Origin of the sequence: Citrobacter sp. RHB20-C16 (assembly GCF_013890155.1) — a bacterium.
Lineage (GTDB): Bacteria > Pseudomonadota > Gammaproteobacteria > Enterobacterales > Enterobacteriaceae > Citrobacter_A > Citrobacter_A amalonaticus.
Map to the genome: position 1 here is coordinate 3590817 of NZ_CP057630.1, position 16754 is coordinate 3607570.

A 16754-nucleotide genomic window follows, 5' to 3' on the forward strand; every position below is an offset into this window, starting at 1 on the left:
TTTTCCATCAGGCTTTGTTCTGACGCCACCATTCGGCAAGCAGCACACCGGTTGCCACCGAGACGTTCAGGCTTTCAACATTCCCCGTACCGTCGATTTTAACGCACAGATCGCTGGCATCGCGCGCCGCATCCGGCAAACCATCAACGTCCTGACCTAACACCAGGACGATTTTCTCTGGCAGTTCAGTTTTAAACAGCGGCTTACCGCGTTCGCTGGACGTTGTCACCACGGTGTAACCCGCCTGACGGAAATCATCCAACACATCAACGATGCTGTCGCCGGTAATCGGCTGAACGTGTTCGGCACCACCTTCTGCAGTACGAATCGCCGCACCGGACTCCAGCAGCGCCGCATCCTGCACCACTACGCCTTTCACACCGAAGTGCGCGCAGCTACGCATCATGCCACCGAGGTTGTGCGGGTTAGAAATAGCTTCCAGCGCTAACACACAGTCCTGCGCGCCCGCCTGGCTTACCCACTGTTTCACCGTCGTGCCGTTACGTTTTTTAATCAGGAAGCAGACACCGCCGTGATGTTCGGTACCTGAAGCTTTCGCCAGTTCCGCTTCATCAACCACATGGTACGCTTTGCGGTTTGCCGCCATCCAGCGTAATGCTTCTTTGAAGCGCGGCGTGACGCTCTGAATGAACCAGGCGCGGACAATCGCGTCCGGGCGACTCTGGAACAGGGCCTGACAGGCATTTTCACCGTAAACGCGGGTCTCTTCTGCACGTTGACGACGTAAGACTTCAGGATCGATAAAGCTTTTACCGCTGATACCACCGTGATCGGCTTTTTCAGGCGATTCATCACCCGGCGCGCGGGACACGGTCCGCCACGGTGAGTCTTCACGCTTGCGATCGCGGCTCGGAGGGGTTCTTTCATCGCGGGCGGGGCGACGGCCACCGTCGGCACGAGATTTTCCTGGACGTCCGCCACCTTTCCCGGTACGCGGGTTATGGGTACGTTTATCAGAATCATCATCACTGCGGACATACATCACTTTGACCTTGCCGCTTTTGTTTTTCAATTCATCGTTCATGCTTTTCTCCACCAGCGCTGCGCGAAGCGCGCAGATTACCCGATGTGCGCCAGGTTAGCCATTATTTCATTTAAAAGCTTATGACTATTGTACTCATTGAATAAAACAGATTGTCGTTTAAAACAGTCTCATCGATAATATGTAACATATTAGAAACATACCGGCGTCTCTGCCGTTCAATACCCCGACGCATCCAGAGGTTAGTTATGAATACCGTTTGTACCAGCTGCCAGGCCATCAACCGCATTCCCGACGATCGGGTTGAGGATGCGGCAAAATGCGGACGCTGTGGTCACGACCTGTTCGACGGGGAGGTGATCAATGCGACCGGTGAAACACTGGATAAACTGCTCAAAGACGATCTGCCCGTCGTAATCGATTTCTGGGCACCGTGGTGCGGCCCATGCCGTAACTTCGCCCCGATCTTTGAAGATGTCGCCGAAGAACGCAGCGGCAAAGTTCGCTTCGTGAAGATCAACACGGAAGCGGAACGAGAGCTCAGTGCACGCTTTGGTATCCGTAGTATTCCCACCATTATGATCTTCAAAAACGGTCAGGTTGTCGACATGCTGAACGGCGCGGTTCCCAAAGCGCCATTTGATAGTTGGCTGAACGAGTCACTGTAAACTCTGCGGGGCGCATCTTGTGCCCCGTTTTCACCTCTGCGACAATAGCGTTTTTCAACGCATTCTCTATGACTGAAAACGCTGTTCTCACGCTTCGCGCTGAACGTCTGGCGCGCGCCACTCGCCCTTTTCTCGCCCGAGGCAATCGTATTCGTCGCTGCCAGCGCTGCTTGCTTCCGCTGAAACTTTGCCTGTGCGCGACGCTGTCGCCTTCTCAGGCAACGAGCCGTTTTTGTCTGGTGATGTTTGATACTGAACCGATGAAACCGAGCAATACCGGGCGTCTGATCGCCGATATTTTACCGGATACTGCCGCGTTTCAGTGGTCGCGGACAGAACCACCGCAGGCCTTGCTGGATCTGGTGAAAAACCCGACGTATCAGCCGATGGTAGTGTTCCCCGCCTCCTATGCCGATGCTGAACGTGTGGTGATTTCCACTCCACCGACAGGTAAGCCTCCGCTGTTTATTATGCTCGACGGCACCTGGCCGGAAGCGCGTAAGATGTTCCGTAAAAGCCCGTATCTCGACTCTCTCCCCGTGATCTCGGTGGATCTGTCGCGGTTGTCGGCCTATCACCTGCGTGAAGTCCATGCCGAAGGGCAGTATTGTACCGCTGAAGTCGCCATTGCGCTGTTGGATCTGGCCGGTGATACCGATGCAGCAAGCAGCCTCGGCGAGCACTTTACCCGTTTTAAAACGCGCTACCTCGCGGGAAAAACCCAACATCAGGGAAGCATCACAGCAGAATCAGCAGAAAGCGTTTAGAATCATTCGGTCACTTCTGTGTAAGGGAAACCGGTATGAGTCAGCGAGGACTGGAAGCACTTCTGCGACCAAAATCGATCGCGGTGATCGGGGCATCGATGAAGCCCAATCGGGCGGGATATCTGATGATGCGCAATCTGCTGGCAGGAGGATTTAACGGTCCCGTTTTGCCGGTAACCCCTGCCTGGAAAGCCGTTCTGGGCGTCCTGGCCTGGCCCGATATTGCCAGTCTGCCCTTCACCCCCGACCTTGCCGTGCTGTGTACCAATGCCAGCCGTAATCTGGCCTTGCTGGAAGCGCTTGGGGAAAAAGGCTGTAAAACCTGCATTATTCTCTCGGCTCCAGGCGCGCAACATGCGGAACTGCTAACCTGTGCGCAACGCTACAACATGCGTCTGCTCGGCCCTAACAGTCTTGGCCTGCTGGCCCCCTGGCAGGGGTTGAATGCCAGCTTCTCGCCGGTCCCGATTAAGCGCGGCAAACTGGCCTTTATTTCTCAGTCCGCTGCGGTTTCCAATACCATTCTCGACTGGGCACAGCAGCGGGAAATGGGGTTTTCCTATTTTATCGCCCTCGGCGACAGCCTGGATATTGATGTCGATGAGCTGCTGGATTATCTGGCGCGTGACAGCAAAACCAGCGCTATTTTGCTTTATCTCGAACATCTCAGCGATGCCCGGCACTTTGTATCCGCTGCCCGTAGCGCCGCGCGCAACAAACCCATTCTGGTGATTAAGAGCGGTCGCAGCCCGGCAGCGCAGCGGTTATTGCATACCAGCGCCGGAATGGATCCGGCCTGGGATGCCGCCATTCAACGCGCCGGTCTGCTGCGCGTGAAAGATACCCATGAGCTCTTTTCCGCAGTGGAAACGCTCAGCCATATGCGTCCTCTGCGCGGTGACAGGCTGATGATCATCAGTAACGGTGCCGCGCCTGCGGCGCTTGCGCTTGATCAACTTTGGTCCCGCAACGGCAAGCTCGCCATGCTGAGTGAAGAGACCAGCCAGAAACTACGCGATGCTCTGCCTGCCCATGTCGAGATCGCCAACCCGCTGGACCTGCGTGATGATGCCAGCATTGAGCATTACACCCGAACGCTGGACATTCTGCTCGCCAGCCAGGACTTTGACGCTCTGATGGTGATTCACTCCCCCAGTGCCGCCGCCCCCGCCACTGAGTGTGCACAAACGCTGATTGGAACCGTTAAGCACCACCCGCGTGGAAAATTTGTCTCGCTATTGACCAACTGGTGTGGCGAGTTTTCCTCTCAGGAAGCCCGTAGACTGTTCAGTGAAGCCGGACTCCCTACCTATCGTACTCCGGAAGGGACGATCACTGCATTTATGCATATGGTCGAATACCGGCGCAACCAGAAACAGCTGCGTGAAACGCCAGCTCTGCCCAGCAATCTGACCTCCAATACGGCCCAGGCGCATGATCTGCTTCAGCAGGCGATTGCCGATGGAGCAACCTCACTCGATACCCATGAGGTTCAGCCGATCCTGCAGGCTTATGGCTTACATACGCTCCCGACCTGGATTGCCGGCGACAGCATCGAGGCCGTCCATATTGCAGAACAGATTGGCTACCCGGTCGCGCTGAAGCTGCGTTCACCGGACATCCCGCACAAATCTGAAGTTCAGGGCGTAATGCTCTACCTGCGTACGGCAAACGAAGTTCAACAGGCAGCCAATGCAATTATTGATCGTGTGAAAATGACCTGGCCACAGGCGCGGATCCACGGTCTGCTGGTGCAAAGTATGGCGAACCGTGCGGGAGCGCAGGAACTGCGCGTGGTGGTTGAGCACGATCCCGTATTTGGCCCATTGATCATGTTGGGTGAAGGCGGCGTTGAGTGGCGGCCTGAAGAGCAGGCCGTGGTGGCATTACCGCCGCTAAACATGAACCTGGCGCGTTATTTAGTGATTCAGGCGATCAAGAATAAAAAGATCCGTGGCCGCAGTGCGCTGCGCCCGTTGGATGTCGCGGGGTTAAGTCAGTTGCTGGTTCAGGTCTCAAACCTGATTGTCGACTGCCCGGAGATCCAGCGTCTGGATATTCACCCGCTGCTGGCCTCCGCCGGTGAGTTTACCGCCCTGGATGTCACGCTGGATATCGCCCCATTCGAGGGCGATAACGAAAGTCGTCTTGCCATTCGCCCCTATCCGCATCAACTGGAAGAGTGGGTGGAGATGAAAAATGGCGAGCAATGTCTGTTCCGACCTATCCTGCCAGAAGATGAACCCCAGCTTCAGCAGTTTATTTCCCAGGTCACCAAAGAAGATCTTTATTACCGCTATTTCAGCGAGATCAATGAATTTACTCATGAAGATTTAGCCAACATGACGCAAATCGACTACGATCGGGAAATGGCGTTTGTTGCAGTGAGGCGCGTAGAACGAACGGAAGAGATCCTGGGTGTGACGCGAGCGATCTCCGATCCGGATAATATTGATGCGGAATTTGCCGTACTGGTTCGTTCCGATCTCAAAGGGTTAGGATTGGGTCGTCGATTGCTGGAAAAATTGATTACCTATACACGAGATCACGGACTGAGAAGGCTGAATGGTATTACGATGCCAAATAATCGTGGCATGGTCGCGCTGGCGCGTAAGCTTGGGTTTAGCGTGGATATCCAGCTCGAAGAGGGAATCGTCGGGCTGTCGCTGGATCTGGCTCCGCCCGAGGAATCGTGAGTAAGGTACTGGAAATGTTGACCACTTTAACGGGGACGGTGTTATCATTGCCCGCTTATGTCGTCTGCATAGCACAGAGGACCCTTCAATGAACAGAGAAGAAATGCACTGTGATGTTGTCAAAATTTAAGCGTAATAAACATCAACAACACCTTGCCCAACTACCTAAGATTTCTCAATCAGTTGATGATGTCGATTTCTTTTATGCTCCCGCCAGGTTCAGGGAGACCCTGCTGGAAAAGATAGCCAGCGCGAAGCAGCGCATTTGCATTATTGCCCTGTATCTGGAACAGGATGACGGTGGCAAAGGCATTCTTAGCGCGCTTTACGAGGCGAAACGGCAGCGTCCTGAGTTGGATGTTCGGGTACTCGTCGACTGGCATCGTGCGCAGCGTGGACGTATTGGCGCGGCAGCATCCAATACCAACGCCGACTGGTATTGCCGAATGGCGCATGAAAATCCGGGTGTCGATGTGCCGGTATACGGTGTGCCGATCAATACCCGCGAAGCCCTTGGCGTGCTGCACTTTAAAGGCTTTATCATTGATGATAGCGTCCTGTACAGCGGCGCCAGTCTTAACGATGTCTATCTGCATCAGCACGATAAATATCGCTATGACCGCTATCAGCTAATCCGCAACGCCAGAATGGCAGACATCATGTTCGAGTGGGTGACCCAGAACCTGATGAACGGTCGTGGCGTAAATCGTCTGGATAATACCCAGCGTCCGAAAAGCCCGGAGATTAAAAACGACATTCGTTTATACCGCCAGGAGCTTCGTGACGCGGCTTATCACTTCCAGGGCGATGCCGATAATGAACAGCTGTCCGTGACGCCATTGGTCGGTCTGGGGAAATCCAGCCTGCTGAACAAAACCATTTTCCACCTTATGCCCTGTGCGGAGCATAAGCTCACGATTTGCACCCCCTATTTCAACCTGCCAGCAATTCTTGTTCGCAACATCATTCAACTGCTGCGCGAAGGGAAGAAAGTTGAGATCATTGTGGGGGATAAAACCGCCAACGATTTTTATATCCCGGAAAATGAACCATTTAAGATAATTGGCGCATTGCCCTATCTCTATGAGATTAACCTGCGTCGTTTCCTGAGTCGTTTGCAGTATTATGTCAATACCGATCAACTGGTCGTTCGCTTGTGGAAAGATGACGACAATACCTACCATCTCAAAGGGATGTGGATCGATGACAAGTGGATGCTGCTGACCGGGAACAACCTCAACCCGCGCGCCTGGCGTCTGGATCTGGAAAATGCAATCCTGATCCACGATCCTAAGCAAGAGCTGGCTGCACAGCGCGAGAAAGAGCTGGCGCTAATTCGTACGCATACCACGGTCGTTAAACACTATCGTGACTTGCAGAGCATTGCCGATTACCCGGTAAAAGTTCGCAAACTGATCCGTCGATTACGTCGTATTCGAATCGACAGGCTGATAAGCCGTATTCTGTAAAAGTGAAACCCCGTCCTGAACGGGGTTTTTTCTATGGGGGCATGGTGCGCGTTATTTTTCTTCTGAGCGCCTTTATTCTGTCAGGCTGTAGCCATATGGCGCAGGATAGCTGGAGTGGGCAGGACAAAGCACAGCACTTTATTGCTTCCGCGATGCTCTCAGCCGCAGGTAATGAGTACGCGCAACATCAGGGAATCAGCCGCGATCACAGTGCGATGATAGGGTTTATGTTCTCGGTCAGTCTGGGGGCGTCAAAGGAGCTTTGGGATAGCCGCCCCGCAGGGAGCGGCTGGAGCTGGAAAGACTTTGCCTGGGATGTCGCCGGTGCAACGACCGGCTATACACTCTGGCAAATGGCGCATCACTAGAGGCGCAGACCTTTCCCTTTGCGATGCAACGTCAACGAAACCAAAAATGCGACGATCGACATAACGGTGACATACCAGAAGAACGACGTCTCCATACCGACAGACTTCAGCGACAGCGCCACATATTCCGCCGAACCACCAAACAGAGCATTCGCCACGGCATAAGAAAGCCCCACTCCTAATGCGCGAACCTGTGCCGGGAACATTTCAGCTTTCAATATACCGCTGATCGAGGTGTAGAAACTGACGATCAGCAGCGCGCACATTACCAGACCAAATGCTGCATACGGCGAAGTCACATTCTGAAGCGCGGTCAAAATGGGGACAGTAAACAGGGTTGCCAGCGCGCCGAAACACAGCATGGAGGTACGTCGGCCAATTTTATCTGACAACGCACCAAACAGCGGCTGCACAAGCATATAAACAAATAGCGCCGCCGTCATAATGCCGCTTGCCACATTGGCATGCATACCTGCGGTGTTTACCAGATACTTTTGCATATAGGTAGTGAAGGTATAGAAGCACAGCGATCCCGCCGCGGTGAACCCGAGCACCATGATGAACGCTCTACGGTTACGCCATAACCCTTTCAGCGAGCCCGCTTCTTTCAGCGCACGCGTTTCCTGCTTTGATGTTTCATCCAGTTGACGACGTAACCAGAGCGCCACAATCGCCAGTACTGCGCCTAATGCGAAAGGAATACGCCAGCCCCACTCTCTGAGGGCTGAATCTTCCATAGTCTGCTGTAAGACAACCACAACCAGCAGCGCCAACAGTTGACCACCGATAAGTGTGACGTACTGGAAAGAGGCGTAAAACCCCTTACGGCCCTCGACAGCAACTTCACTCATGTAGGTCGCGCTGGTGCCATACTCCCCACCAACAGATAATCCCTGGAACAAACGCGCCAGCAGTAACAGCGCCGGAGCCCAGGTTCCAATGGTTTCATAACCTGGCAGGCAGGCGATCACCAGCGATCCCAGACACATCATACAAACGGACAAAAGCATGGATTTTTTACGACCATGTTTATCGGCGATACGACCGAATAGCCAACCACCAATCGGACGCATTAAAAACCCGGCAGCAAAAACGCCTGCGGTTTGTAGTAGCTGCGTTGTCGTGTTTCCGGAAGGAAAGAAGATGTGGGCAAAATAGAGCGAGCAAAACGAGTAGACATAGAAATCAAACCATTCAACCAGATTTCCGGATGACGCGCCTACAATTGCCCATATGCGACGACGGGTATCACTATCAGTCAGTGACCCGTTCGCAGTTACACTGCTTTCAGTCATTAAAGTTGTACTCCTGCCAAAGATCCGGTTGTGTTTGCTGTCTTTTTTAGTAAAAGAAATGTTATATAATTGTTATATGTTGTTGTGTGACAGCGATCGCGGTTTTAATTAGCAGGGAAAGAATTTAGGAGTAAGCGCAGGGATCAGTTGATGAGATTCATCGTGACGGCGCGCGCAGAGGTTCGACTATTCTGGACGGTCGCGTCCGTTAACCACGGAGCCTCGCCCTGACTGCAGGCCGGATAAGGCAAAGCCACACTCCAAATTTGCAGCGCAGAAACGCAAAAAGCCCATCCGTCAGGATGGGCTCTTCACTTGTTTGATGCCTGGCAGTTCCCTACTCTCGCATGGGGAGACCCCACACTACCATCGGCGCTACGGCGTTTCACTTCTGAGTTCGGCATGGGGTCAGGTGGGACCACCGCGCTACAGCCGCCAGGCAAATTCTTTTGTGCTCAGTACGCAATATTTTATCGCATCAGCTGCGTTGGCTGCATTCGTGAACCTCAGTCACATACTCATGTATGCTCCTTCCGTCACTTCATTTGCCGCCTTGCCGCTGCGCAAACTATTGCGCACTACAATCCGGTATCAACGCTGAAAATTTTCTCTCAATCCGCCAAAACAGCTTCGGCGTTGTAAGGTTAAGCCTCACGGTTCATTAGTACCGGTTAGCTCAACGCATCGCTGCGCTTACACACCCGGCCTATCAACGTCGTCGTCTTCAACGTTCCTTCAGGACCCTTAAAGGGTCAGGGAGAACTCATCTCGGGGCAAGTTTCGTGCTTAGATGCTTTCAGCACTTATCTCTTCCGCATTTAGCTACCGGGCAGTGCCATTGGCATGACAACCCGAACACCAGTGATGCGTCCACTCCGGTCCTCTCGTACTAGGAGCAGCCCCCCTCAATTCTCCAGCGCCCACGGCAGATAGGGACCGAACTGTCTCACGACGTTCTAAACCCAGCTCGCGTACCACTTTAAATGGCGAACAGCCATACCCTTGGGACCTACTTCAGCCCCAGGATGTGATGAGCCGACATCGAGGTGCCAAACACCGCCGTCGATATGAACTCTTGGGCGGTATCAGCCTGTTATCCCCGGAGTACCTTTTATCCGTTGAGCGATGGCCCTTCCATTCAGAACCACCGGATCACTAAGACCTGCTTTCGCACCTGCTCGCGCCGTCACGCTCGCAGTCAAGCTAGCTTATGCCTTTGCACTAACCTCCTGATGTCCGACCAGGATTAGCTAACCTTCGTGCTCCTCCGTTACTCTTTAGGAGGAGACCGCCCCAGTCAAACTACCCACCAGACACTGTCCGCAACCCGGATTACGGGCCCACGTTAGAACACCAGCCATTAAAGGGTGGTATTTCAAGGACGGCTCCACACGAACTGGCGTCCGCGCTTCAAAGCCTCCCACCTATCCTACACATCAAGGACCAGTGTTCAGTGTCAAGCTATAGTAAAGGTTCACGGGGTCTTTCCGTCTTGCCGCGGGTACACTGCATCTTCACAGCGAGTTCAATTTCACTGAGTCTCGGGTGGAGACAGCCTGGCCATCATTACGCCATTCGTGCAGGTCGGAACTTACCCGACAAGGAATTTCGCTACCTTAGGACCGTTATAGTTACGGCCGCCGTTTACCGGGGCTTCGATCAAGAGCTTCTCCTTACGGATAACCCCATCAATTAACCTTCCGGCACCGGGCAGGCGTCACACCGTATACGTCCACTTTCGTGTTTGCACAGTGCTGTGTTTTTAATAAACAGTTGCAGCCAGCTGGTATCTTCGACTGATTTCAGCTCCACGAGTAAATCGCTTCACCTACATATCAGCGTGCCTTCTCCCGAAGTTACGGCACCATTTTGCCTAGTTCCTTCACCCGAGTTCTCTCAAGCGCCTTGGTATTCTCTACCTGACCACCTGTGTCGGTTTGGGGTACGATCTGATGTTACCTGATGCTTAGAGGCTTTTCCTGGAAGCAGGGCATTTGTTGCTTCAGCACCGTAGTGCCTCGTCATCACGCCTCAGTGTTAAAGTGAACCGGATTTACCTGGAACACACACCTACACGCTTAAACCGGGACAACCGTCGCCCGGCCAACATAGCCTTCTCCGTCCCCCCTTCGCAGTAACACCTGGTACAGGAATATTAACCTGTTTCCCATCGACTACGCCTTTCGGCCTCGCCTTAGGGGTCGACTCACCCTGCCCCGATTAACGTTGGACAGGAACCCTTGGTCTTCCGGCGAGCGGGCTTTTCACCCGCTTTATCGTTACTTATGTCAGCATTCGCACTTCTGATACCTCCAGCATGCCTCACAGCACACCTTCACAGGCTTACAGAACGCTCCCCTACCCAACAACACTTAGTGTCGCTGCCGCAGCTTCGGTGCATGGTTTAGCCCCGTTACATCTTCCGCGCAGGCCGACTCGACCAGTGAGCTATTACGCTTTCTTTAAATGATGGCTGCTTCTAAGCCAACATCCTGGCTGTCTGAGCCTTCCCACATCGTTTCCCACTTAACCATGACTTTGGGACCTTAGCTGGCGGTCTGGGTTGTTTCCCTCTTCACGACGGACGTTAGCACCCGCCGTGTGTCTCCCGTGATAACATTCTCCGGTATTCGCAGTTTGCATCGGGTTGGTAAGCCGGGATGGCCCCCTAGCCGAAACAGTGCTCTACCCCCGGAGATGAATTCACGAGGCGCTACCTAAATAGCTTTCGGGGAGAACCAGCTATCTCCCGGTTTGATTGGCCTTTCACCCCCAGCCACAAGTCATCCGCTAATTTTTCAACATTAGTCGGTTCGGTCCTCCAGTTAGTGTTACCCAACCTTCAACCTGCCCATGGCTAGATCACCGGGTTTCGGGTCTATACCCTGCAACTTAACGCCCAGTTAAGACTCGGTTTCCCTTCGGCTCCCCTATTCGGTTAACCTTGCTACAGAATATAAGTCGCTGACCCATTATACAAAAGGTACGCAGTCACCCCATAAAGAGGCTCCCACTGCTTGTACGTACACGGTTTCAGGTTCTTTTTCACTCCCCTCGCCGGGGTTCTTTTCGCCTTTCCCTCACGGTACTGGTTCACTATCGGTCAGTCAGGAGTATTTAGCCTTGGAGGATGGTCCCCCCATATTCAGACAGGATACCACGTGTCCCGCCCTACTCATCGAGCTCACAACACATGCAATTTTGTGTACGGGGCTGTCACCCTGTATCGCCGGCCTTTCCAGACCGTTCCACTACCACACATGCTGATTCAGGCTCTGGGCTGCTCCCCGTTCGCTCGCCGCTACTGGGGGAATCTCGGTTGATTTCTTTTCCTCGGGGTACTTAGATGTTTCAGTTCCCCCGGTTCGCCTCGTTAACCTATGGATTCAGTTAACGATAGTGCAACGAATTGCACTGGGTTTCCCCATTCGGACATCGCCGGCTATAACGGTTCATATCACCTTACCGACGCTTTTCGCAGATTAGCACGTCCTTCATCGCCTCTGACTGCCAGGGCATCCACCGTGTACGCTTAGTCGCTTAACCTCACAACCCGAAGATGTTTCTTTCGATTCATCATCGTGTTGCGAAAATTTGAGAGACTCGAACACACCATTAACAGTGTGTCGTTTCAATTTTCAGCTTGATCCAGATTTTTAAAGAGCAAATATCTCAAACATGACTCGCTGAGTCAGTTTTGAGATACAAAGGCCGGCGACTTTCACTCACACAAACCAGCAAGTGGCGTCCCCTAGGGGATTCGAACCCCTGTTACCGCCGTGAAAGGGCGGTGTCCTGGGCCTCTAGACGAAGGGGACACTGAAGTCTGCTTCGGCAAGACGCCTTGCTTTTTACTTTTCATCAGACAATCTGTGTGGGCACTACAAAGGCAGGTTCTTTAAGGTAAGGAGGTGATCCAACCGCAGGTTCCCCTACGGTTACCTTGTTACGACTTCACCCCAGTCATGAATCACAAAGTGGTAAGCGCCCTCCCGAAGGTTAAGCTACCTACTTCTTTTGCAACCCACTCCCATGGTGTGACGGGCGGTGTGTACAAGGCCCGGGAACGTATTCACCGTGGCATTCTGATCCACGATTACTAGCGATTCCGACTTCATGGAGTCGAGTTGCAGACTCCAATCCGGACTACGACATACTTTATGAGGTCCGCTTGCTCTCGCGAGGTCGCTTCTCTTTGTATATGCCATTGTAGCACGTGTGTAGCCCTGGTCGTAAGGGCCATGATGACTTGACGTCATCCCCACCTTCCTCCAGTTTATCACTGGCAGTCTCCTTTGAGTTCCCGGCCTAACCGCTGGCAACAAAGGATAAGGGTTGCGCTCGTTGCGGGACTTAACCCAACATTTCACAACACGAGCTGACGACAGCCATGCAGCACCTGTCTCACAGTTCCCGAAGGCACCAAGGCATCTCTGCCAAGTTCTGTGGATGTCAAGACCAGGTAAGGTTCTTCGCGTTGCATCGAATTAAACCACATGCTCCACCGCTTGTGCGGGCCCCCGTCAATTCATTTGAGTTTTAACCTTGCGGCCGTACTCCCCAGGCGGTCTATTTAACGCGTTAGCTCCGGAAGCCACACCTCAAGGGCACAACCTCCAAATAGACATCGTTTACGGCGTGGACTACCAGGGTATCTAATCCTGTTTGCTCCCCACGCTTTCGCACCTGAGCGTCAGTCTTCGTCCAGGGGGCCGCCTTCGCCACCGGTATTCCTCCAGATCTCTACGCATTTCACCGCTACACCTGGAATTCTACCCCCCTCTACGAGACTCAAGCCTGCCAGTTTCGAATGCAGTTCCCAGGTTGAGCCCGGGGATTTCACATCCGACTTGACAGACCGCCTGCGTGCGCTTTACGCCCAGTAATTCCGATTAACGCTTGCACCCTCCGTATTACCGCGGCTGCTGGCACGGAGTTAGCCGGTGCTTCTTCTGCGGGTAACGTCAATTGCTGCGGTTATTAACCACAACACCTTCCTCCCCGCTGAAAGTACTTTACAACCCGAAGGCCTTCTTCATACACGCGGCATGGCTGCATCAGGCTTGCGCCCATTGTGCAATATTCCCCACTGCTGCCTCCCGTAGGAGTCTGGACCGTGTCTCAGTTCCAGTGTGGCTGGTCATCCTCTCAGACCAGCTAGGGATCGTCGCCTTGGTGAGCCGTTACCTCACCAACTAGCTAATCCCATCTGGGCACATCCGATGGCAAGAGGCCCGAAGGTCCCCCTCTTTGGTCTTGCGACATTATGCGGTATTAGCTACCGTTTCCAGTAGTTATCCCCCTCCATCGGGCAGTTTCCCAGACATTACTCACCCGTCCGCCACTCGTCAGCAAAGCAGCAAGCTGCTTCCTGTTACCGTTCGACTTGCATGTGTTAGGCCTGCCGCCAGCGTTCAATCTGAGCCATGATCAAACTCTTCAATTTAAGTTTGATGCTCCTAGAATTAAACGTCGTAATGAATTACGTGTTCACTCTTTGAGACTTGGTATTCATTTTTCGTCTTGCGACGTTAAGAATCCATGTCACTCTGAGTGCCCACACAGATTGTCTGATAAATTGTTAAAGAGCAGTGCCGCTTCGCTTTTTCTCAGCGGCGCGGGGTGTGCATAATACGCTTTCCCGCTTCAGAGTCAAGCATTTATTTCGCTTTTCTCTGTCGGTGTTCATCACTGGTTTTCACCGGAGAACCCTGCTGACCCGGCGGCTTGTGTGCCGTTATTCCGTGTCAGTGGAGGCGCATTATAGGGAGTTATTTCGGGCTGACAAGTCAAAAATACAAAAAACTTATCGACTGCTCACTTTCCAGGCAAACCACTCTATAAACCATCATTTTAGCCTGTTTTTTAAACAAAAATGGGCTCCGAAGAGCCCATTAATTATTTCATCAAGAATTACTGTACTGCGACAATCCGATCGTCGTTTACCTCAAGACGAATCGTTTTGCCTGGAATTAACTCTCCAGACAGGATTTGCTGCGCCAGCGGGTTTTCGATCTGCTGCTGGATTGCACGTTTCAACGGACGCGCCCCATACACCGGATCATAACCATTTGCGCTCAGCAGTTTCAGCGCTTCATCAGAGATGTGGATTTCATAGCCACGCTCTTCCAGACGTTTGTACAGACGCTGCAGTTGGATCTGCGCAATAGACGCGATGTGTTGTTCACCCAACGGATGGAATACCACAACCTCATCTATACGGTTGATGAATTCCGGGCGGAAGTTGTGACTCACCACACCTAACACCAGATCTTTCATATGGCTGTAGTCGAGATCGCCAAAGCGTTCCTGAATCAAATCGGAACCCAGGTTAGAGGTCATAATGACCACCGTATTACGGAAGTCGACCGTTCTCCCCTGTCCATCGGTCAGACGACCATCATCCAGTACCTGCAGAAGAATGTTGAACACATCAGGATGCGCTTTCTCAACTTCATCAAGCAGAATAACGGAATAAGGACGACGACGAACCGCTTCTGTCAGGTAGCCACCCTCTTCATAACCGACATATCCCGGAGGCGCACCCACCAGACGTGATACGGAGTGTTTCTCCATAAACTCGGACATGTCGATCCGCACCATCGCATCATCACTGTCAAACATAAAGTTTGCCAGCGCCTTACACAGCTCGGTTTTACCGACCCCGGTTGGGCCGAGGAACAGGAACGAGCCAATCGGGCGGTTTGGATCGGCAAGACCGGCACGGCTACGACGAATCGCATTCGATACGGCTTCGACCGCTTCATTCTGACCGATCACACGGCTATGTAACTCTTGCTCCATACGCAACAGTTTTTCGCGCTCGCCTTCCAGCATTCTCGCGACCGGAATACCGGTCCAGCGCGCCAGCACTTCGGCAATTTCCGCATCCGTCACTTTATTACGCAACAGACGCATGGTTTTACCTTCCGACTGCGTCGCGGCTTCCAGCTGTTTTTCCAGCTCAGGAATTTTACCGTATTGCAGTTCTGACATCCGCGCCAGATCGCCAACACGACGCGCCTGTTCAATAGCAATCTTCGCCTGTTCCAGCTCGGCTTTGATCGTTTGTGTTCCGGAGAGCGACGCTTTTTCCGCTTTCCACTCTTCTTCTAATTCAGAGTACTGACGCTCTTTATCATCCAGCTCTTCGTTAAGCATATCGAGGCGTTTTTTACTCGCCTCATCAGACTCTTTCATTAATGCCTGCTGCTCCAGCTTGAGCTGGATAATGCGGCGGTCGAGTCTGTCCAGTTCTTCCGGCTTAGAGTCAATCTGCATACGGATGCTGGATGCCGCTTCATCGATCAGGTCGATGGCTTTATCCGGCAACTGGCGATCGGCAATGTAACGATGAGACAGCGTGGCGGCCGCGACGATTGCCGGGTCAGTAATCTGCACATGGTGATGCAGTTCATAACGTTCTTTCAGACCACGCAGTATCGCAATGGTATCTTCCACTGACGGCTCAGCCACGAACACTTTCTGGAAACGACGTTCCAGCGCCGCATCTTTTTCGATGTACTGCCGATACTCGTCGAGCGTAGTCGCCCCTACGCAGTGCAGTTCCCCACGCGCCAGCGCCGGTTTCAGCATGTTCCCGGCATCCATTGCGCCATCCGCTTTACCTGCGCCCACCATGGTGTGCAATTCGTCGATAAACAGGATGACATTCCCTTCCTGTTTGGCAAGATCGTTGAGTACGCCTTTTAAGCGTTCTTCAAATTCACCGCGGTATTTTGCCCCTGCCACCAGCGCGCCCATATCCAGCGCCAGTACGCGACGGCCTTTTAACCCTTCAGGGACTTCACCATTAATGATTCGCTGTGCCAGTCCTTCAACAATCGCCGTTTTACCGACACCAGGCTCACCGATTAACACCGGGTTGTTTTTTGTACGACGCTGCAGAACCTGAATGGTCCGGCGGATCTCTTCATCACGGCCGATAACCGGGTCAAGTTTGCCCTGCTCGGCACGCTCAGTCAGATCGACAGTGTATTTTTTCAAGGCCTGACGTTGGTCTTCAGCCCCCTGGTCGTTCACGCTTTCACCTCCACGCATTTGTTCAATTGCCTGAGTAATATTCGCGGTCGTTGCGCCAGCCGATTTCAGTAAATCGGGCAGTGTGCCACGCGACTCAAGCGCCGCCAGAACGAACAGTTCTGACGAAATAAAGTTGTCCCCTCGCTTTTGCGCCAGCTTGTCGCAAAGATTCAGAACACGCATCAGATCCTGAGAGGGCTGGACGTCGCCGCCAGTGCCTTCCACCTGCGGTAAACGACTCAGCGCCTGATCGATGGCGGTGCGTAACTGTCCGGCATTAATACCGGCAGAGGTTAATAAAGGACGTACCGATCCCCCTTCCTGATTCAGCAAGGCGCTCATTAAATGAAGAGGTTCGATGAATTGGTTGTCGTGCCCCAGTGCGAGCGACTGGGCATCGGCAAGAGCAAGCTGGAATTTGTTAGTAAGACGATCCAGACGCATA

The 16754-nt window shown here is 53.0% G+C and carries 8 protein-coding genes, 1 tRNA gene and 3 rRNA genes; 5 read left to right on the forward strand and 7 right to left on the reverse strand.

Annotated elements, in window-relative coordinates:
- Nucleotides 1–7: 7 nt before the first annotated feature.
- Entirely contained in the window at nt 8–1045 is a 1038-nt protein-coding gene (locus HVX64_RS17210) for a tRNA/rRNA methyltransferase (protein ID WP_044253165.1), read from the reverse strand.
- Nucleotides 1046–1251: 206 nt separating this feature from the next.
- On the opposite strand from HVX64_RS17210, the gene trxC reads away from it, so the two are divergent.
- From trxC to HVX64_RS17235, 5 genes are all read left to right on the forward strand, one after another.
- A complete protein-coding gene (gene trxC / locus HVX64_RS17215; RefSeq protein ID WP_042999707.1) occupies nt 1252–1671 on the forward strand; it encodes a thioredoxin TrxC in 420 nt (139 codons plus the stop codon).
- Nucleotides 1672–1739: 68 nt separating this feature from the next.
- Entirely contained in the window at nt 1740–2438 is a 699-nt protein-coding gene (gene tapT / locus HVX64_RS17220) for a tRNA-uridine aminocarboxypropyltransferase (protein ID WP_042999706.1), read from the forward strand.
- Between the two features lie 35 nt (nt 2439–2473).
- Entirely contained in the window at nt 2474–5134 is a 2661-nt protein-coding gene (gene pat, locus HVX64_RS17225) for a protein lysine acetyltransferase (protein ID WP_044253168.1), read from the forward strand.
- A gap of 113 nt (nt 5135–5247) precedes the next feature.
- The gene (pssA, locus tag HVX64_RS17230; protein WP_044253171.1) at nt 5248–6603 is read left to right on the forward strand and encodes a CDP-diacylglycerol--serine O-phosphatidyltransferase; all 1356 of its coding nucleotides are present in this window, start codon (nt 5248–5250) and stop codon (nt 6601–6603) included.
- Nucleotides 6604–6647: 44 nt separating this feature from the next.
- A complete protein-coding gene (locus HVX64_RS17235) occupies nt 6648–6971 on the forward strand; it encodes a YfiM family lipoprotein (RefSeq protein ID WP_043001845.1) in 324 nt (107 codons plus the stop codon).
- Here HVX64_RS17235 and HVX64_RS17240 read toward each other — a convergent pair.
- From HVX64_RS17240 to clpB, 6 genes are all read right to left on the reverse strand, one after another.
- Entirely contained in the window at nt 6968–8266 is a 1299-nt protein-coding gene (locus HVX64_RS17240) for an MFS transporter (RefSeq protein WP_042999703.1), read from the reverse strand. The two genes, HVX64_RS17235 and HVX64_RS17240, sit on opposite strands and share 4 nt — an antisense overlap.
- 324 nt (nt 8267–8590) lie before the next feature.
- Nucleotides 8591–8706: ribosomal RNA gene (gene rrf, locus HVX64_RS17245) — 5S ribosomal RNA — on the reverse strand.
- A gap of 200 nt (nt 8707–8906) precedes the next feature.
- A 23S ribosomal RNA gene (locus tag HVX64_RS17250) occupies nt 8907–11812 on the reverse strand.
- Nucleotides 11813–12008: 196 nt separating this feature from the next.
- Nucleotides 12009–12084, reverse strand: a tRNA-Glu gene (locus tag HVX64_RS17255).
- Between the two features lie 86 nt (nt 12085–12170).
- Nucleotides 12171–13712 (reverse strand): 16S ribosomal RNA (locus HVX64_RS17260).
- Together the 16S, 23S and 5S rRNA genes with 1 tRNA gene alongside form the textbook arrangement of a ribosomal RNA operon.
- 467 nt (nt 13713–14179) lie before the next feature.
- Nucleotides 14180–16753, reverse strand: coding sequence for an ATP-dependent chaperone ClpB (gene clpB, locus HVX64_RS17265; RefSeq protein WP_044255236.1), 2574 nt, complete (start codon nt 16751–16753; stop codon nt 14180–14182).
- Between the last annotated feature and the right edge of the window lies 1 nt (nt 16754).

Bases quoted from the DNA above. Each gene is read 5' to 3' on its own strand.
- HVX64_RS17210 (WP_044253165.1), bottom strand. From the start codon at position 1,045: ATGAACGATGAATTGAAAAACAAAAGCGGCAAGGTCAAAGTGATGTAT.
- trxC (WP_042999707.1), top strand. From the start codon at position 1,252: ATGAATACCGTTTGTACCAGCTGCCAGGCCATCAACCGCATTCCCGAC.
- tapT (WP_042999706.1), top strand. From the start codon at position 1,740: ATGACTGAAAACGCTGTTCTCACGCTTCGCGCTGAACGTCTGGCGCGC.
- pat (WP_044253168.1), top strand. From the start codon at position 2,474: ATGAGTCAGCGAGGACTGGAAGCACTTCTGCGACCAAAATCGATCGCG.
- pssA (WP_044253171.1), top strand. From the start codon at position 5,248: ATGTTGTCAAAATTTAAGCGTAATAAACATCAACAACACCTTGCCCAA.
- HVX64_RS17240 (WP_042999703.1), bottom strand. From the start codon at position 8,266: ATGACTGAAAGCAGTGTAACTGCGAACGGGTCACTGACTGATAGTGAT.
- clpB (WP_044255236.1), bottom strand. From the start codon at position 16,753: ATGCGTCTGGATCGTCTTACTAACAAATTCCAGCTTGCTCTTGCCGAT.